Here is a 17,039-nt window from a genome sequence, read left to right as displayed (position 1 = left end):
TGGCGGCGCCGGTTTCCCGTTACACCGCGCGAAACGCCCTGCCCGATGTGAAGGTGCCCGATGGACGACATGACCCTCAGCCCGCTGATTGCCACGGCGATCTTCTGCGTCACCTGCCTGGCAGGCTACCAGTACCGCCGGGTCTGGAAGACCGAAGGCCCGCGCGCGATGTACTGGGTCTGGGGGCTGATCGCGGCGGCCGGGTTGCTGACGCTTGGGTTCGTGCCCCTGGATCTGCCGGGCTGACGCCGTCGGCCGGTCCGGTACGAAAAACCCCGGCGCAGGGCCGGGGCTTTCAATCTTCTCATCCGAAGGCTGATGTCAGGCGCGGGTTTCGGCATCCAGGCCGGCTCGTTCCAGCATCTTGCGGGCGCGCGGGCATTCCAGCCGTTCGCGCAGCGGCGAATTCGGATCGATTTCCTTGTTGCAGACCAGGCAATGGTCGGCATCCCCGATGGCGTTCAGCCCCCCGCAGCTGCCCTTGATCCGCTTGTTCATGAAGATCACGCCAAGCGCCATGCCGGTCATGACCATCAGAAGGACGGTAAAGGTCAGAAAGAAGGTTGCCATCGGATGCTCCTGCGATCAGGCGGTGAGTGCCTTGAACGCCGCGCTTGCGTAAGTCTTGAAGCGCAGGCCGTCGGCGGTGTGATCGCGGTCGACGAACTGCACGGCGATCCCGTGCCGCGCGGCCACTTCAAGCCCCTTTTTCCGACCCAGCACGTTCATTGCGGTCGACCAGGCGTCGGCCAGCATCGCGTTTTCCGCCAGCACGGTGGCCGAGGCGGTGTGGTGATCCACCGGGCGGCCCGTGGTCGGGTCGATCAGGTGGCTGTAGCGCTTGCCGTCCGCGTCGAAATAGTTGCGGTAGTCGCCCGAGGACGCCAGGCCCATGCCCGACACGCCGACAACACCCAGGATGCCGCGATCCGCGGGGTTGGGCGTTTCGATCCCGATCTGCCACGGCAGGCCGTCCCGGTTGCGGCCCGACGCGTAAAGGTCGCCGCCGATCTCGACCAGGTAATCCTTCAGGCCCATGTCCTGCAGCGCCATGCCGACGTGATCCGCGCCATATCCCTTGCCGATTCCGGCCAGATAGACCTGCGTGTCGCCTTGCGTCTTGCGCAGGCTGCCCGCGCCGATCGTCAGCGTGTTGCCGTGGCCCGAGCGCGCCTGTGCGGCGGCGATTTCGTGGGCGTCGGGCATCGCGCGGGTGCCGGGGGCGCCGAAGCCCCACAGTTCGATCAGCGGGCCGACGGTGGTGTCGAACCGACCCTGGCTGGCTTCGTTGACCTGCGCCGCAGCCGTCATCACATTTGTGAGAGGCGCGGACATCGCGACCGGCGACGCGCCCGCTTCACGGTTGAAAACCGAGATTTCCGAAGACGGATCCCAGTTCGACATGCTTTTGTTCACGTCCGCCAGCGCGGTCGACACGGCCGCTTTCACGTCCGCCTCTTTCAGGCGGTTGCTGTGATCTACTGCGACGACCTTGTACGAGGTACCCATTGAAAATCCGAGGATTTCAATGACCTGGCTGCCGGGTTTGCAAGCCGCCAGGGCCAGCGGCATGACCAGGAAAGAACGGCGCGAGAACGTAGTCAGAGTGCTCAAAGCATGCCCCTTTTTTCGAAAACTTGGCGTCTGGTAGTCGTGTTGTCCACATCTCTTCAAGCTCTTTATGGCCATTTGAATAAAAAAGAACTAGCAAGCGCCCGAGCAGGGTTCGGTATGCCCGCGCACACCGCAGACTCGTCGGCCAAGACATGAACGAGGGACCAGAAATTTGAAGCGTTTCAAGCTGCGCAAGGGGCTGGATTTGCCCATCACAGGCGCGCCGCGCCAGGAAATCGGGACGGCACCGGCCGTTCACAGCGTCGGTTTGCTGGGGGACGATTACATCGACCTCAAGCCGCGAATCGTCGTCGAGGAAGGCGACACCGTCGTGCCCGGATCCCCGGTGCTTTTCGACAAGAACATGCCCGAGGCAAAGATCGTCTCTCCGGTCGCGGGCAAGGTTCGTGCGATAAACCGTGGCGCCCGTCGCAAGCTGATCAGCATCGTGATCGACATCGACGAGAACGCGGGCCAGCCGATCGATTTCTCCTCGGTCGGGGATGCGGCCACCCGCGAGGGCGTCGTCGAACGTCTGTGCGCGGCCGGTCTGTGGACCTCGTTCCGGACCCGGCCCTATTCCAAGGTGCCCGCGCCCGACGCGACGCCCGCCGCAATTTACGTCACCGCACTGGATACCGAACCGCTGGCCGCCGACCCGCGCATCGCCATTGGTGAGGAGGCCGAGGCCTTCGCCAAGGGCCTGGCCACCGTGTCGATGCTGACCGAAGGCACCACCTACCTGTGCCAGGACGGCGGCGATGCCCTGCCCGGCCACGATCTGCCCGGTGTCGAAGCCGTCGCCTTCACAGGACCGCATCCCGCCGGTCTGGCCGGGACGCACCTGCATTTCCTCGACACGCCGCGTGCCGACCGGTTCGTCTGGACCATCGGCTATCAGGACGTGATCACCATCGGCCGGCTGATGCTGACCGGACGTTTTGATCCGTCGGTCCTGATCGCGCTTGGCGGTCCGATCTGCAACGATCCCCGGCTGATCCGCACGATCCGCGGTGCGTCGGTGGCGGAACTGGTGCAGAACGACCTGCCTGCCGGTGTGCCCGCGCGCATGGTCTCGGGGTCGGTCCTGTCGGGCCGTGCCGCCGTGGACGAAGCCGCCTACCTTGGCCGCTATGCCCGCCAGATCACGCTGATCGAGGAAGACCGCAAGCAGATCCCGCTTGGCTGGATCCGCCCGATGATTTCGAAGTACGCGGTGCAGCCGGTGCTGGGATCCGCCCTTGCCAGCCGCAAGTTCCCGCTGACCTCGAACCTCAACGGTGGCCGCCGCGCAATGGTGCCGATCGGCACGTTCGAAACGCTGATGCCGCAGGATTTCCTGCCGACGCAGCTGCTGCGGGCGCTTCTGGTTATGGACACCGATCAGGCCCAGGCGCTTGGCGCGCTCGAGCTTGACGAAGAGGACCTTGGCCTCGTCGGCTTTGCCTGCCCGGCCAAATATGAATACGGCATGGCGCTGCGCGACTGCCTGACCAAGATCGAGAAGGAAGGGTAAGGAATGGGCTTGCGCAACTTCTTTGACCGTATCGAGCCGAACTTTGAAAAGGGCGGCAAATGGGAACGCTACTTCCCCATCTACGAGATGGTCGAAAGCTTTCTCTATACCCCGAAAACGGTGACCACCGCCGCGCCGCACGCGCGCAGCTACATCGACATGAAGCGGATCATGACCTACGTGGTCCTCGCCACGATCCCCTGCATCCTGATGGCGCTCTACAACACCGGCTATCAGACCAACCTCGCGATCGCCGAATTCGGCGCCTCGGGCTGGCGGGCCGCGATCATCGACGGCCTGGGCATCGGCTTCAACGCCGCCAACCCGCTGGCCAACATGGCGCACGGGCTGCTGTATTTCCTGCCGATCTACATCGTGACGCTGGTTGCCGGCGGCGTGTTCGAGGTGATCTTCGCCACCGTGCGCAAGCACGAGGTGAACGAAGGTTTCCTTGTCTCGTCCATGCTTTACGCCCTGATCCTGCCCGCGACCACGCCGCTGTGGCAGGTCGCGCTTGGCATCATCTTCGGCGTGGTCATCGGCAAAGAGGTCTTTGGCGGCACCGGCAAGAACTTCCTCAACCCGGCTCTGACGGGCCGAGCGTTCCTGTACTTCGCCTATCCGGCACAGCTGTCGGGTGACAGCGTCTGGGTGCCGGTCGACGGCTTTACCGGCGCGACCGCGCTGGCGGTGTCGGCCTCGGACGGGTACCAGGCGCTGGCCGCACGCGGCATGACCTGGTGGGACAGCTTCCTGGGCTTCGTGCCCGGATCGCTTGGCGAAACCTCGACGCTGGCCGCGCTTCTGGGGCTGGTCTTCCTGCTGGCCACGCGCATCGCCAACTACCGCATGGTGGTCGGCTGCCTCGCGGGCATGATCGGCTTTTCGCTGCTGCTGAACTGGATCGGGTCGGACACCAACCCGATGTTCGCCCTGCCCTGGTACTGGCACCTGGTGCTGGGCGGCTATGCCTTCGGCCTCGTCTTCATGGTGACGGAACCGGTGTCGGGATCGCACACCAACCTGGGCCGCTACATCTATGGCGCGCTGATCGGGTTCATGGTGGTGATGATCCGCGTCATCAACCCGGCCTTCCCGGAAGGCATGATGCTGGCGATCCTGTTCGGCAACGTCTTCGCGCCGCTGATCGACCACTTCGTCGTGCAGGCCAACATCAAACGGAGGGCAAAGCGTCATGTCTGACCAGACCCAACAAGATCGCCCCAAGGGACCGATCGGCCGCTTCCTGGCCGCGCCGCCCGACAGTGTCGGCAAGACCGTCGTGGTGGCCGTGACCCTGTGCCTCGTCGCCTCGATGGTCGTGTCGGCAGCGGCCGTGGCCCTGCGCCCGGTGCAGGCCGAAAACCAGCTGCGCGACAAGCGGGTGAACATCCTTCAGGTGGCGGGCGTCTATGACGAGACCACGCCGGTGAACGAGGCCTTCGCGAACTTCGAGCCGCATGTGCTTGATCTGTCGACCGGCGACTTCACCGACCAGTTCGAGATCGACACCTTCGATCAGCTGGCCGCGAAGGGCGATCCGGCGATCGTCCGCGCGCTGGACGAAGATCCCGCGGGGCTCGGCGGCCAGATGGACGCCTTCCGCATGGTCTATCTTCTGCGTGACGACGCGGGCGAGATCGACAAGGTCATCCTGCCGATCGAAGGCTATGGCCTGTGGTCGACGCTCTATGGCTTCATCGCGCTGGAAGAGAACGGCAACGACATCTTCGGCCTGCAGTTCTACCAGCACGGCGAAACCCCCGGCCTGGGCGCCGAGGTCGACAACCCCCGCTGGAAGGCCCTCTGGAACGGCAAGAAGCTGTTCACCGAAGACGGCACCCTGGCCATTCGCGTGGCCAAGACCGTGCCGCCGCAGGGCCAGGAGTATTACGTGGATGCACTGGCCGGGGCGACCCTGACATCGGCCGGGGTGGATAACCTGGTGCGTTTCTGGATGGGAGAGACCGGCTACGGCGCCTTCCTCGAACGTCTCAAAGCAGGAGAGGTTGACTGATGGCTCAGACCTACCGTTCGCAACTTGTCGATCCGCTGATCGACAACAACCCGATCACGCTGCAGGTGCTGGGCATCTGTTCGGCGCTGGCCGTGACCTCGTCCATGCAGGTGGCGCTGGTGATGGCGATCGCCGTGACGCTGGTGACGGGCTTTTCGTCCATGTTCATCTCGGTCCTGCGCAACCAGATCCCCGGGTCGATCCGGATCATCGTGCAGATGGTCATCATCGCCTCGCTCGTGATCCTCGTCGACCAGGTTCTCAAGGCCTACGCCTACGAGATTTCCAAGACCCTGTCGGTCTTCGTCGGCCTGATCATCACGAACTGCATCGTGATGGGACGCGCCGAAGCCTTCGCGATGAAGAACCCGCCGGTGGCCAGCTTTGTCGACGGCGTCGGCAACGGGCTGGGCTATGGCCTGCTGCTGATGATGGTGTCGGTGGTGCGTGAACTGTTCGGCTCGGGGTCGCTTTTCGGCGTGACCGTGTTCCAGACGGTGAACAACGGCGGCTGGTACGTGCCCAACGGCCTGCTGCTGCTGCCGCCCTCGGCGTTCTTCGTGATCGGTCTGATCATCTGGGCCTTCCGCACCTGGAAGCCGGAACAGGTCGAAGAGCGTGAATACAAGATCCAGTCCGTGGAGGCGCACTGATGGAAGGCCTGATTTCCCTCGCCGTCAAGGCGGTCTTCGTCGAGAACCTGGCGCTGTCGTTCTTCCTGGGCATGTGCACCTTCCTTGCCGTGTCCAAGAAGATCTCGACCGCCATCGGCCTCGGCATTTCGGTCATGGTCGTGCAGGGCATCACCGTGCCCGCAAACAACCTGATCCTGACCTACCTGCTCGCCCCCGGTGCGCTGGCCTGGGCCGGGTTCGGGGACGTCGACCTGACCTTCCTCGGCCTGATCTCCTACATCGGGGTGATCGCCGCGATCGTGCAGATCCTCGAGATGGTTCTCGATAAGTACTTCCCGCCGCTCTACAACGCGCTTGGTGTCTTCCTGCCGCTGATCACCGTGAACTGCGCGATCCTTGGCGGATCGCTCTTCATGGTCGAACGGTCCTACAACCTGTCCGAAGCGGCCACCTATGGCGTGTCCTCCGGCTTTGGCTGGGCGCTGGCGATCACCGCCATGGCGGGCGTGCGCGAGAAGCTGAAGTATTCGGACATTCCCGACGGGCTTCAGGGCCTTGGGATCACCTTCATCACCGCGGGTCTGATGGCGATGGCCTTCATGTCCTTCTCGGGCGTGAAACTGTAAGGGGGCGCGACAGTGGCAACTTTTTCACTTGGTATCATCCTCTTCACGCTGATCGTCCTGGCGCTGGTGACCCTGATCCTCGCAGCGCGGTCGCGGCTGGTGTCCAGCGGCAACGTCAACATCACGATCAACGGCGAAAAGACGATTTCCGTACCTGCGGGCGGCAAGCTGCTGCAGACGCTGGCGGAACAGAAGCTCTTCGTGCCCTCGGCCTGCGGTGGCGGCGGCACCTGTGCCCAGTGCCGCGTGCGCATCCATTCGGGCGGCGGGTCCATCCTGCCGACCGAAGAAAGCCACATCACCAAGCGCGAGGCCGCCTGTGGCGACCGCCTGTCGTGTCAGGTGGCGGTCAAGCAGGACATGGACGTCGAAGTCCCCGAAGAGGTCTTCGGCGTCAAGAAATGGGAATGCACCGTCCGGTCGAACGAAAACGTCGCGACCTTCATCAAGAACCTGGTTCTTGAACTGCCCGAGGGCGAGGACGTGAACTTCCGCGCCGGCGGCTACATCCAGATCGAGGCGCCCGCGCACGAACTGTCCTACACCGACTTCGACATCGAAGAGGAATACCGGTCCGACTGGGACAAGTTCAACCTGTGGCAGTACAAGTCCAAGGTCGCCGAACCGATCGAGCGCGCCTATTCCATGGCGAACTACCCCGATGAAAAGGGGCTGATCATGCTCAACGTCCGGGTGGCCTCGCCGCCGCCGGGCACGACCGATATCCCGGCTGGCCAGATGTCGTCCTACATCTTCAACCTCAAGCCCGGCGACAAGGTCACCATTTCCGGTCCGTTCGGCGAATTCTTCGCCCGCGACACCAAGAAGGAAATGGTCTTCATCGGCGGCGGCGCGGGCATGGCACCCATGCGCAGCCATATCTTCGACCAGCTCAAGCGGCTTGAGAACCGCGACCGCAAGATCACCTTCTGGTACGGCGCCCGGTCGAAGAAAGAGATGTTCTTCGTCGAGGATTTCGACCAGCTGGCCGAGGAGTTCGACAACTTCGAATGGCACGTCGCCCTGTCCGATGCCCTGCCCGAGGACAACTGGTCCGGCCTGACCGGTTTTATCCACAACGTGCTGTATGAACAGTACCTCAAGGACCACCCGGCCCCCGAGGATTGTGAATTCTACATGTGCGGCCCGCCGATCATGAACCAGTCGGTGATCAACATGCTGCTGGATCTGGGCGTGGATCGCGAAGACATCATGCTCGACGACTTCGGCGGCTGAACCAGAGACCAGACAGAAAACGCCCCCGGCCATCGCGTCGGGGGCGTTTTTCGTTGGCCCGTGCCCGGGCGGTGGCGGTCAGTCCGTCGGTGCGGTGTCGTCCGGGGTCAGCGGGGCTACCTCGATGCCCGCCAAGGCCTCGTCGGTCAGCGGCTTGCGGGGCAGGAACTCGGGCAGGTAGCGGCGCAGATAGGTCACGGCGCAGGCCGTGCCCTCCTCGCGGTAGGCGTCGGTGATGCGCCCGTGATGTCCGTAGGACAGGGACCAGACCCCATCCATCGCCGCCGCCGCGATTTCCAGTCGGTGCGCCAGGTCAGGCATGGGCTGCATGTCGAAATAGGCGTGGAACATGCGGGCGCGACTTTGCGCGATGCGGGCATTGCCGGCGAAATCGGCATTGCGCACCGCCACCGACACCCCCGCCCCGAGAAACAGGCGCAGCGCTGCCGGACGGCTGTTCTGAAACACGGCCGCCGCCTTGTGCTTCATCGCCAGAAGCTCTTGCCAGCTTTGCGGTTCGGGATCGGTCGGCGGCAGGATCGACCTTTGATAGATCTCTTCGTTGAACCGCCGGGCCAGCGCGACGTAGACGGCGTTCCGGTTGGGGAAGAAATAGTAGACCGAGGCCAACGAGACGCCGGCGTCCTCGGCGATCTGGGCGAGGCTGATGTCTTCGTCCGTGGTCGCAGCCAGCAGCCGTTCGGTCGAATCGAGGATCAGGTTGTGGCGTTCGACCCCGCGCCGCCGCATGGGGCGGCCCTGCGCGGCCGGGTCGCCGATGATGTCCGATGCGCTCACGCCGTCCTCCTGCCTGGTTGGATCACCCTATGCAGCGCGACCGGGTGCCACAAGGCAACGGACTTTGGCCGGGCGACTGGGTTTTGATATACCATTATGACTGATTTTTCCTCGCAACATATACGGGGCCATATCCATACCCGACCGCAATATACGCCATTATTCCAATCTTTTCGATATCTTCCACCAAATCCATGACCTTCAAGCCGCCATTTTTCGGATTTTATTGCAGTCAGAAAGACGACTCACCTTGACGACCGCAATACTCATACGCCACTTAATATATCATATCACTTCCCCGACTCCCCGAAGGATCCGCCCATGCCCTCCGCCCTTCCGAACGATCCGCACTCTGCCGACAGCCGCCTGCGCGCCCGCGCCCGACAGGTCATTCCCGGCGGGCTCTGGGGGCACATGCGGGCCGAAGCGGTGCCTGCAGGCTATCCGCAGTTCTTCGAAGGGGGCGACGGCGCGCTGGTGCGCGACGTCAACGGGCGCGACTACATCGACTTCATGTGCAGCTGGGGGCCGATCATCCTGGGCCACCGCCATCCCGAAGTCGACCGCGCCGCGCTGGCCCAGATCAGCGCCGGCGATTGCCTGAACGGACCGACCGAACACGCCGTGCGGCTGGCCGAGAAGCTGGTCGCGACGATCCCGCATGCCGACTGGGCGCTGTTCCAGAAGAACGGGTCGGACGCGATGACAAGCTGCGTGACGCTGGCCCGGGCGGGGACCGGACGCCGCAAGATCCTGGTGGCACGCGGCGCCTATCATGGCGCCGTGCCGTGGAGCTCTCCTTCCCTGATCGGTGTCACCGCCGAGGACCGGGCGCATCTGATCCCCTACGACTACAACGACGCCGACAGCCTTGATGCGGCCGTCGCCCTGGCCGGGGATGATCTTGCCGGGATCGTCGTGTCGGCCTTTCGCCACGACCTTGCGCAGCGACAAGAGCTGCCGACCGAACCCTTTGCAAATGCCGCGCGGGCCCATTGCGACCGGCTGGATGCGGCGCTGATCCTTGATGATGTGCGCGCGGGCTTCCGCCTGAACCTTGGCGGCAGCTGGGAAGAGGTCGGCGTGCGCCCCGATCTCGCCGCCTATTCCAAGGCCATCGCCAACGGCTATCCGCTGGCCGCCGTGACCGGCACCGATCGCTTCCGCCAGGCCGGAGAGACCTGTTTCTTCACCGGGTCCTTCTGGTACGGCGGCGCGGCCATGGCCGCCGCCGTCGCCACGATCGAGGTGCTTGAGCGCGAAGACGGCCCTGCCCGCCTGCGCGCCGCCGGCACCCGCTTTGCCCAGGGCCTGACCCGCAGCGCCGCGCGCCACGGCTTTGACGTCACGCTGTCCGGTCCGCCCGCCATGCCGATCATGCATTTCGCCGATGATCCCGGCGCCAGGCTGGGCGAGGCCTTTTGCCAACAAGCGCTGGCCCGGGGCGTCTACCTGCACCACACGCACAACATGTTCCTGTCGCTGGCCCATACCGATGGCGTGATCGACACTGCGCTGTCGGCCATCGACGATGCCTTCGACGCGCTGGCCGGGCACCGCGCGGTGCCTGCCGAATAACGCAACGCCCGGTTTCGGTCATGTATGCTGTGCACCGAATCCTCGGAAGAAAGGACAGGACATGAGCCCCAGATACGGCGTGATCTCGGACGATTTCACCGGCGGCCTGCTGATCGCCAGCTATTTCGAAGAGGCGGGGCTGGAATGCCCGGTCTTCTTCGACCCCGAAGACGCCGCAGCCGCCGCGCCGCTGTCGGCACCGATCGTGGTCATCGCCAGCCGCACCCGGCTGATCCCGGTCGATGACGCGCGAACCGAACTGACCCGCGCCCTTGATGCGCTGGATGCGCTTGGCTGCGCCACGGTCGCCTACAAGGCCTGCGCCACCTTCGATTCCACCGAAGAGGGCAACATCGGCCTGGCCGCCGACATGCTGGCCGACCGGTATGGCGACCTGCCCGTGCTGCTCAGCGCCGGGTTTCCCGAATTCCGCTGCACCGTCGCCATGGGCCACATGTTCTATCAGTCGACGCTGGTGAACGAGAGCGCCAAGCGCTTTGATCCCGTCACGCCCATGCCGGACCCGAACATGGTGCGGTTCCTGTCGCAACAGACGCGCGCTCCGCTCGGCCACGTCAGTCACCTGGACCTCGTGCAGGGCGAAGCCGTCGCGCGCGCGGCGCTGCAGGCCGAGGCCGCCAAGGGCCACCGGCAGGTGCTGCTGGACTGCGCCGATGATGGCGACGTGACCGTCTCGATGCAGCTGGCGCGCGGGACGCGGGCGATCGTGGCCAGCGATCCGCTGTGCATCGCGGTCGGCCTGGACCGCGCCGCCGGCCTGACCGGCACCGCCCCCGCCCCGCGTCATGCCGACGGGCCGGTCGCCGTTCTGATCGGATCAGTCGGGCCGGTCGCCGAAGACCAGACCGCCGCCTTCGCCGCCGAACATCCGGTCCTGCGGATCGACCTGATCAGCCCCACGCCCGTCCCCCAGCAGATCACCGAGGCCTGCGCCTGGGCCGCCGATCACATCGGGCACCGCCCCTTCGCGATCACCACGCTGGCCGATGCGGACGGAGTAAAGGCCGCCCAGGCCGCCTTCGGCCAACTGGGCGCGGCCCGTCGGGCCGAAGCGCTGCTTTCGGGCATCGCGGCGCATCTGCATGACGCGGGCGTGCGGCGTTTCATCGTGTCGGGCGGCGAAACCTCGGGGGCGGTCGTCGGGGCGCTTGGCATCCGCCGCGTCCGCCCCTTTGCACGCGGCCCGCTTGGCGGCGGGTTCTGCGTGTCGGACGGCATCGACCCGGTGTCCTTCTTCCTGAAATCCGGCAAGCTGGGCACATCCGACGTGTTGTTGCGCGCCCTGGACGAAATGAAAGGCTGATCATGACCGAAGACGAAATCCGCCAGGCGCTGGTCGACCACAGCCGCCTGTGCGTCACGCGCGGGCTGTCCAACGCCACGGCCGGCAATATCTCGGTCCGGTTCGGCACCGGCATGCTGATCACGCCGTCGGGTGTCGAACCTGACCGGATGAGCGCCGACCAGATCGCCGAAGTCGCCTTTGACGGCAGCTTCTCGGGCGGGTGGAAACCGTCCAGCGAATGGGCACTGCACGCCGCGATCTATGCCGCGCGGGACGAGGCGCAGGCGATCGTCCATGCCCATCCGACCTATTGCGTCGCGCTGTCGTGCCTGCGCCAGCCGATCCCGCCCTTCCACTACATGGTCGCCGGGTTCGGCGGCAATCAGGTGCCCTGCGCGCCCTATGAAACCTTTGGCAGCCAGGCGCTGGCCGATGCGGTGGTGAGCACCCTGGGCACGACCTATTCCGCCTGCCTCATGGCCAATCACGGGATGATCGCCATGGGTCGCAGCCTCACTTCGGCCTTCGGGCAGACCGAAAAGCTCGAGGTGCTCGCGCATCAGCTGCAGCTGAGCCGCTCGGTCGGCGACCCGGTTCTGCTGACGGATGGTGAGATGGCCGAGGTGCACGCGGCCTATCGCAGCTATGGCTACGGCAAGCCGACCACCACCTGAAGGCGTCCTGAAGACGGTGATTAACGGCGGCGGCGCGGCTTGACCCGCGCCTGGTCGGCCTCGTGGGCGGCCAGGTGTTCACGCAGGTTGCGCCCGCCCTCCATCAGGTCCATGCGGATCGCTTCGCGCAGGGCATAGGCGTCGCGCGCCCGCAGCGCGTCCAGCACGTTTTCATGCTGGTGCCGCCCGGCATAGGTCGGGTGGGCATCGGGGTAGAGTTCGCTCAGCAGCGGGCCGATGCGGATCCACAGACCTTCCAGAACCTCGGTCAGCGTGGGCATGCCGGACCGGGAATAGAGGCCGAAATGAAAGTCGAAATTCGCCTGCAGGGCCGTCGCCCAGTCGCCCGACGCCTCGGCGGCGACCAGCGTGGCATGGGTGGCGGCCAGCGTCGCGATCACCGCGTCGTCGACATGCGGCAGCGCGCGTTCGGCCGCCATCGGCTCAAGGCTCATGCGGATGTCGCGGATTTCGTTGTATTCGGCCAGCGTCAGGCGGCGCACCCGGATATAGTACCTTGGCCGGATCTCGATCGCGCCCTCGTGGGCCAGCTGGAACAGCGCCTCGCGCACCGGGGTTTCCGACGTCCCCATCTGCTGCGCCAGGTCACGCACCTTGAGCCGCTGGTGCGGCTTCAGTTCGGCCTGCATCAGCGACCGGCGCAACCGGGCATAGACCACTTCGGACAGGGGGATGGCGTCTTCCGTCGCCGCGTCTTCGATCTGAGCGTCGCTCACCTGTCTGCCCTTTCACGTGGTCTGGCCGTCAAAGTCCGGCAGGGGGGCCGGTGTGTCAATCGGCGCCCGAGCGGATTGCCCAGTAGATATATCATAATGCACCAATCCCCCAGCAATTTCGGACGTATCCATAGGAATTTCGGCCAATTCCACCAATTTCCTTGATCTACGGCCAAACTGGATATATCAAATTCGAAAGCGAGGAGAGACCATCGATGCCAGACAGATCCAACGTCAACATCGCGGTGCTGGAAGACCGCGCCAAGTTCATCCGGACCGAAACCGTCCGGCTGACCAAGATCGCGGGCGCGGGGCACTATTCCTCGACCTTTTCCTGCGCCGAGATCCTGTCGGCCCTCTATTACGCGCAGATGCGGATCGAACCGGCCAAGCCGGACTGGGACAACCGCGATCGGTTCGTCATGTCCAAGGGACACGCGGCCATCGGGCTGTATCCCGTGCTGGCGGACCTTGGCTATTTCCCCCCGGCCGAACTGGACACCTACACGCGGCTCGGGTCGAAATACGGCGATCATCCGGACATGAAGAAGGTGCGCGGGCTCGATTTCTCCTCGGGCTCGCTTGGGCACGGGCTGTCCGTCGGCGTCGGCATGGCGCTGGCCGGGCGGATCAAGGGGCTCGACCACCGGACCTACGTGATGCTTGGGGACGGCGAGATCTCGGAAGGCCAGATCTGGGAGGCCGTGTCCTCGGCCAGCCATTTCAAGCTGGGTCACCTGGTCATCCTGCTGGACCGCAACGGCCTGTCGATCGACGGGCACACCGAAGACATCATGGCGATCGAACCCGTGCACGACCGCTTTGCCAGTTTCGGCTGGGACGTGCAGCGGGTGGACGGACATGACCTGCCGTCGATCCTGGCGGCCTTCGATGCCCTGCCCCGGGGCACCACCGGCAAACCGCAGTGCATCGTCTTCGACACCATCAAGGGGCGCGGCGTGAAGCGGATGGAGATGTCGCTGGACTGGCACGTCGGCAACCTGGTCGGCGAAGACTATGACGACGTGATGGCCGAACTTGAGGCCGGCCTTCAGCCCTATGAACCGGAGCCCGCAGAATGACCACCGAAATGCAGAACGAGGCCGAGATCTTTCGCGGCACGACCGAAGGCAAGACGGTCTTCAAGGACACGCGGTCGGTGCGCGGCACCCCGCGAAAGGGCATGCCCGCCTTCGTGCTGGGCGAAGAACTGGCCGAGATGGCCAAGACCGACCCGCGTATCGTGGTGGCGACGGCGGACCTGGCCTCTGCCAACCGCACCAACGATTTCAAGGACGTGCACCCCGACCGCTTTTTCGACTTCGGCATCGCCGAGAAGAACATGATCACTGCCGCCGCCGGCATGGCTGCCAGCGGCATGGTGCCCTATGTCGCAACCTTCGCCAGCTTTGCCTCGATCCTCGGCGCCGAGCAGATCCGCACCGACTGCGCCTATCCCCGGATGCCGGTCCGTGTGATCGGCACGCATTCGGGCATGTCCATGGGGTTCTACGGGTCGTCCCACCACGCGCTGGAAGACCTGGGGATGCTGCGCTGCATGGCCGATCTGACGGTGATCTGCGCGACCGATGCCAACCACCTGCGGGCGGTGCTGCGGGCCTCGGCCGACCATCCGGGGGCGATGTACATCCGACTGGGCCGGGGGCGCGACCCCGAGGTCTATGCCGAGGTACCGGACCTGACCATCGGCAAGGCGATCCGCCTGCGCGAAGGCACCGACCTGACGCTGATCGCCACCGGCAGCCAGGTGCGCGCCGCGCTGGATGCGGCCCTTGCGATGGCGGCGGACGGCATCGGGGTGCGGGTCGTCGACATGCACACGATCAGCCCGCTCGACCGGGACGAGGTCATCGCTGCCGCCACGGAAACCTCGGCGATCATGACGGTGGAAGAGCATAATGTGACCGGCGGGCTTGGCACCGCCGTGGCCGAGGTGCTGATCGACCTGCCCCGCCTGCCGTTCAAGCGGCACGGGGTTCCCGACTGCTATGTCGAGGTCGGGCCGCCCGCCGCGCTTTATGCCGCCTACCAGCTTGATGCGCCCGGCGTCGAAGCGGTGGCGCGGGACTTTATCGCCGGGATCTGATCCCGGCCCGGACAGGAGGCCGAGATGACGAAACCCGCCCAGAAACTGTCCAGCGCCCGACAACCGCAGCGCACCCGTGGCAAGGAACGGGTGCGCCACCTGCTGGACGTCACCGAAGACCTGCTGGCGGAACACACCGACACCGAAGTCACCCTTGCCATGATCGCCGAACGGGCCGAGGTGCCGCTGCCCTCGGTCTATCACTTCTTCCCCAACCGCAACGCGATCTACGTCGAACTGGCGCGCCGTTTCCACCAGGAGCTGGCCGAACTGTCGGGCAGTCACATCGCGCCCCCGCCCGATCGGTGGCAGACCCTGCTGCTGACCCGCCAGTCGCGCGGGCGGGATTACCTGAACGGACGCCCCGCCGCGCTGCGGCTGTTCATGGGCGCCGGCGTCAGCGCCGAGGTGCGGACGCTGGACCTGCGCGGCAACTCGTCACTCGCGCGGGTCCGGGCCGAGGAATTCCGCCGCCGCTTCATCTGCACCGGGCTTGACCGGCTGGAAGACTGGCTGGCGGTTTCGATCGGGGTAATGGACGGGGTCTGGATGATCTCATACGCCGAACACGGACGGATCACTGATCACTACCTGCAGGAGGCCTGGCGCGCCTCGGTCGCGTACCTGCGGATCTACCTGCCGGAAGAGCTTCTGCCGCACCCTGAGTTTTCCAGCTAAGTTAATCAAATAAATTATCACTTACTGATGGCGCGGGGACATCGTGCACTCGCAGAATTCCGAAACAGTTGCGCTGGATTAACCCCCGGTACTGCTTGATAAAATACCTCTCTGCACAGCAAATCCGCAGTTTGAAAACCAAAGTGTTAACACCCAGCAACTGCGTATCAATAACAGTTGTCAGCTGAATTTTCCGTCAATAACCTCGATATAAATCAGTTACAAACCAACGGGATACCAGGCTCATGTGGGACAATTCCAAGGATCGCGCCCTGCGCGAACGGGCAGCCGAGGTCATCCCCGGCGGCATGTACGGCCACCAGTCCACCGCGCTCATGCCCGAGGACTTTCCGCAGTTCTTCACCCGCGCCGAGGGCACCCGGATCACCGATGTGGATGGCAATGAATACATCGACTACATGTGCGGCTACGGACCGAACCTGCTGGGCTATGGCCATCCCGACATTGCCCGCGTGGTCAGCGAACAGCAGACCCGCATCGACACGGCGACCGGCCCGTCCCCGCTGATCGTCGACCTGGCCGAGGCGATGGTCGGCATGGTGTCCCACGCCGACTGGGCGATGTTCTGCAAGAACGGCGCCGATGCGACGATGATGGCGCTGATGATCGCCCGCGCCTATCGCGGCAAGCGCAAGGTGCTGCTGGCCAAGAACGCCTACCACGGGTCGATGCCCTGGAACACGCCCCGCCCCGGCGGCGTCGTGGCCGAGGACCGGGCGCATTTCATCTATTTCGACTACAACGATCCGCAGGCCCTGACCGATGCGGTCAAGGAGGCCGGAGACGACCTGGCAGGGATCTTTGCCGCGCCCTTCCGGCACGACACCTTCGCCGACCAGTCCCTGCCCGATGCCGAATACGCCCGCACCGCGCGGCGGCTGGCCGACGAGCACGATGCGCTGCTGGTGGTCGATGACGTGCGGGCCGGGTTCCGGCTGGCGCGCGACTGTTCGTGGGAAACCATCGGCGTGCGCCCCGACCTGTCGGCCTGGGGCAAGGTGCTGGGCAATGGCCAGCCGATCTCGGCGCTGCTGGGCAATGACCGGGCGCGCGAGGCGGCCAAGTCGATCTTCGTCACCGGATCCTACTGGTTCTCGGCTGTGCCGATGGCGGCGGCGCTGGAAACGCTGCGGCTGGTCCGCGAAAGCGATTACCTGGAACACATGACCCAGATCGGTGAGGCCCTGCGCAATGGGCTGGACGAACAGGCGGCGGCAACGGGGTTTGCCCTGCGCCAGACCGGGCCGGTCACCCTGCCCATGATCCTGTTCGAGGACGATCCGGACTTCAGCCTGGGCTACGGTTTCTGCCGCGCCGCGATGAAGCGCGGGGTCTACATGTCGCCCTACCACAACATGTTCATCAATGCCGCGATGACCCGCAAGGACATCGCCACCACCCTCGAGGCGACAGGCGCCGCCTTCGAGGACATCAAGCAGAGCCGTGCATCGCTGAAACCCTCCGCCGCACTGGCGGGGGTCATCGATGCGTGAACG

General features: G+C 64.9%; 18 protein-coding genes. 14 read left to right on the top strand and 4 right to left on the bottom strand.

Annotated elements, in window-relative coordinates:
- Positions 1–60 precede the first annotated feature (60 nt).
- Positions 61–246: a hypothetical protein gene (locus tag E4S58_RS03210; protein ID WP_136634859.1), complete on the top strand. Its 186-nt coding sequence runs from the start codon at positions 61–63 to the stop codon at positions 244–246.
- Between the two features lie 75 nt (positions 247–321).
- Here the strand turns inward: E4S58_RS03210 and nqrM are convergent, their stop codons facing one another.
- Together nqrM and E4S58_RS03200 are read right to left on the bottom strand one after the other, a co-directional pair.
- Positions 322–570: a (Na+)-NQR maturation NqrM gene (gene nqrM / locus E4S58_RS03205; RefSeq protein ID WP_136634858.1), complete on the bottom strand. Its 249-nt coding sequence runs from the start codon at positions 568–570 to the stop codon at positions 322–324.
- Positions 571–585: 15 nt separating this feature from the next.
- Positions 586–1,614: an FAD:protein FMN transferase gene (locus tag E4S58_RS03200; protein WP_240789446.1), complete on the bottom strand. Its 1,029-nt coding sequence runs from the start codon at positions 1,612–1,614 to the stop codon at positions 586–588.
- A 172-nt stretch (positions 1,615–1,786) separates the two neighbouring features.
- On the opposite strand from E4S58_RS03200, the gene E4S58_RS03195 reads away from it, so the two are divergent.
- From E4S58_RS03195 to nqrF, 6 genes are read left to right on the top strand one after another with little or no spacing between them, the layout of a single operon-like run.
- On the top strand, positions 1,787–3,130 hold the full coding sequence (locus E4S58_RS03195) for a Na(+)-translocating NADH-quinone reductase subunit A (RefSeq protein ID WP_136634857.1): 1,344 nt from the start codon (positions 1,787–1,789) through the stop codon (positions 3,128–3,130).
- A gap of 3 nt (positions 3,131–3,133) precedes the next feature.
- Positions 3,134–4,333, top strand: a complete 1,200-nt coding sequence (locus E4S58_RS03190; RefSeq protein ID WP_136634856.1) for an NADH:ubiquinone reductase (Na(+)-transporting) subunit B — start codon at positions 3,134–3,136, stop codon at positions 4,331–4,333.
- Positions 4,326–5,147: a Na(+)-translocating NADH-quinone reductase subunit C gene (locus E4S58_RS03185; RefSeq protein WP_136634855.1), complete on the top strand. Its 822-nt coding sequence runs from the start codon at positions 4,326–4,328 to the stop codon at positions 5,145–5,147. Before E4S58_RS03190 ends, E4S58_RS03185 begins: the two co-directional genes overlap by 8 nt.
- The gene (locus tag E4S58_RS03180) at positions 5,147–5,800 is read left to right on the top strand and encodes an NADH:ubiquinone reductase (Na(+)-transporting) subunit D (RefSeq protein WP_136634854.1); all 654 of its coding nucleotides are present in this window, start codon (positions 5,147–5,149) and stop codon (positions 5,798–5,800) included. Before E4S58_RS03185 ends, E4S58_RS03180 begins: the two co-directional genes overlap by 1 nt.
- Positions 5,800–6,408 carry an NADH:ubiquinone reductase (Na(+)-transporting) subunit E gene (nqrE, locus tag E4S58_RS03175; RefSeq protein ID WP_136634853.1) on the top strand — a complete coding sequence of 203 codons (609 nt, stop codon included), beginning with the start codon at positions 5,800–5,802 and terminating at the stop codon, positions 6,406–6,408. The genes E4S58_RS03180 and nqrE overlap by 1 nt, the downstream gene beginning before the upstream one ends.
- A gap of 12 nt (positions 6,409–6,420) precedes the next feature.
- Positions 6,421–7,644, top strand: coding sequence for an NADH:ubiquinone reductase (Na(+)-transporting) subunit F (nqrF, locus tag E4S58_RS03170; RefSeq protein ID WP_136634852.1), 1,224 nt, complete (start codon positions 6,421–6,423; stop codon positions 7,642–7,644).
- Positions 7,645–7,722: 78 nt separating this feature from the next.
- Here nqrF and E4S58_RS03165 read toward each other — a convergent pair whose 3' ends face one another.
- On the bottom strand, positions 7,723–8,442 hold the full coding sequence (locus tag E4S58_RS03165; RefSeq protein ID WP_136634851.1) for a TetR/AcrR family transcriptional regulator: 720 nt from the start codon (positions 8,440–8,442) through the stop codon (positions 7,723–7,725).
- Between the two features lie 321 nt (positions 8,443–8,763).
- On the opposite strand from E4S58_RS03165, the gene E4S58_RS03160 reads away from it, so the two are divergent.
- The 3 genes from E4S58_RS03160 to E4S58_RS03150 all read left to right on the top strand — a co-directional run bounded on the left by E4S58_RS03160 (position 8,764) and on the right by E4S58_RS03150 (position 12,000).
- Positions 8,764–10,020, top strand: coding sequence for an aminotransferase class III-fold pyridoxal phosphate-dependent enzyme (locus E4S58_RS03160; RefSeq protein ID WP_136634850.1), 1,257 nt, complete (start codon positions 8,764–8,766; stop codon positions 10,018–10,020).
- Between the two features lie 61 nt (positions 10,021–10,081).
- Positions 10,082–11,344 (top strand): four-carbon acid sugar kinase family protein, encoded by a 1,263-nt coding sequence (locus tag E4S58_RS03155; protein WP_136634849.1) that lies wholly within the window; start codon positions 10,082–10,084, stop codon positions 11,342–11,344.
- 2 nt (positions 11,345–11,346) lie between these two features.
- The gene (locus E4S58_RS03150; RefSeq protein WP_136634848.1) at positions 11,347–12,000 is read left to right on the top strand and encodes a class II aldolase/adducin family protein; all 654 of its coding nucleotides are present in this window, start codon (positions 11,347–11,349) and stop codon (positions 11,998–12,000) included.
- Between the two features lie 20 nt (positions 12,001–12,020).
- Here E4S58_RS03150 and E4S58_RS03145 read toward each other — a convergent pair whose 3' ends face one another.
- Complete coding sequence (locus tag E4S58_RS03145; RefSeq protein WP_205965349.1) at positions 12,021–12,737, bottom strand: GntR family transcriptional regulator; 717 nt, start codon at positions 12,735–12,737, stop codon at positions 12,021–12,023.
- A 215-nt stretch (positions 12,738–12,952) separates the two neighbouring features.
- On the opposite strand from E4S58_RS03145, the gene E4S58_RS03140 reads away from it, so the two are divergent.
- The 4 genes from E4S58_RS03140 (at position 12,953) to E4S58_RS03125 (ending at position 17,036) form a co-directional block, all read left to right on the top strand.
- Positions 12,953–13,819: a transketolase gene (locus E4S58_RS03140; RefSeq protein WP_136634847.1), complete on the top strand. Its 867-nt coding sequence runs from the start codon at positions 12,953–12,955 to the stop codon at positions 13,817–13,819.
- Positions 13,816–14,844 (top strand): transketolase family protein, encoded by a 1,029-nt coding sequence (locus tag E4S58_RS03135; protein ID WP_136634846.1) that lies wholly within the window; start codon positions 13,816–13,818, stop codon positions 14,842–14,844. The genes E4S58_RS03140 and E4S58_RS03135 overlap by 4 nt, the downstream gene beginning before the upstream one ends.
- A 24-nt stretch (positions 14,845–14,868) precedes the next feature.
- The gene (locus E4S58_RS03130; RefSeq protein ID WP_136634845.1) at positions 14,869–15,522 is read left to right on the top strand and encodes a TetR/AcrR family transcriptional regulator; all 654 of its coding nucleotides are present in this window, start codon (positions 14,869–14,871) and stop codon (positions 15,520–15,522) included.
- Between the two features lie 245 nt (positions 15,523–15,767).
- Positions 15,768–17,036, top strand: coding sequence for an aminotransferase class III-fold pyridoxal phosphate-dependent enzyme (locus E4S58_RS03125; RefSeq protein ID WP_136634844.1), 1,269 nt, complete (start codon positions 15,768–15,770; stop codon positions 17,034–17,036).
- Positions 17,037–17,039 lie beyond the last annotated feature (3 nt).

Source organism: Pseudooceanicola onchidii (genome assembly GCF_004959925.1).
GTDB classification, from domain to species: Bacteria; Pseudomonadota; Alphaproteobacteria; order Rhodobacterales; family Rhodobacteraceae; genus Pseudooceanicola; species Pseudooceanicola onchidii.
Note: the sequence above shows the minus strand (reverse complement) of the source record. Positions and strands in the feature narration are given on the sequence as shown.

Coding starts and splice junctions, on each gene's coding strand:
- E4S58_RS03210 (WP_136634859.1), top strand. CDS start 61: ATGGACGACATGACCCTCAGCCCGCTGATTGCCACGGCGATCTTCTGC.
- nqrM (WP_136634858.1), bottom strand. CDS start 570: ATGGCAACCTTCTTTCTGACCTTTACCGTCCTTCTGATGGTCATGACC.
- E4S58_RS03190 (WP_136634856.1), top strand. CDS start 3,134: ATGGGCTTGCGCAACTTCTTTGACCGTATCGAGCCGAACTTTGAAAAG.
- E4S58_RS03185 (WP_136634855.1), top strand. CDS start 4,326: ATGTCTGACCAGACCCAACAAGATCGCCCCAAGGGACCGATCGGCCGC.
- E4S58_RS03180 (WP_136634854.1), top strand. CDS start 5,147: ATGGCTCAGACCTACCGTTCGCAACTTGTCGATCCGCTGATCGACAAC.
- nqrE (WP_136634853.1), top strand. CDS start 5,800: ATGGAAGGCCTGATTTCCCTCGCCGTCAAGGCGGTCTTCGTCGAGAAC.
- E4S58_RS03160 (WP_136634850.1), top strand. CDS start 8,764: ATGCCCTCCGCCCTTCCGAACGATCCGCACTCTGCCGACAGCCGCCTG.
- E4S58_RS03155 (WP_136634849.1), top strand. CDS start 10,082: ATGAGCCCCAGATACGGCGTGATCTCGGACGATTTCACCGGCGGCCTG.
- E4S58_RS03150 (WP_136634848.1), top strand. CDS start 11,347: ATGACCGAAGACGAAATCCGCCAGGCGCTGGTCGACCACAGCCGCCTG.
- E4S58_RS03140 (WP_136634847.1), top strand. CDS start 12,953: ATGCCAGACAGATCCAACGTCAACATCGCGGTGCTGGAAGACCGCGCC.
- E4S58_RS03135 (WP_136634846.1), top strand. CDS start 13,816: ATGACCACCGAAATGCAGAACGAGGCCGAGATCTTTCGCGGCACGACC.
- E4S58_RS03130 (WP_136634845.1), top strand. CDS start 14,869: ATGACGAAACCCGCCCAGAAACTGTCCAGCGCCCGACAACCGCAGCGC.
- E4S58_RS03125 (WP_136634844.1), top strand. CDS start 15,768: ATGTGGGACAATTCCAAGGATCGCGCCCTGCGCGAACGGGCAGCCGAG.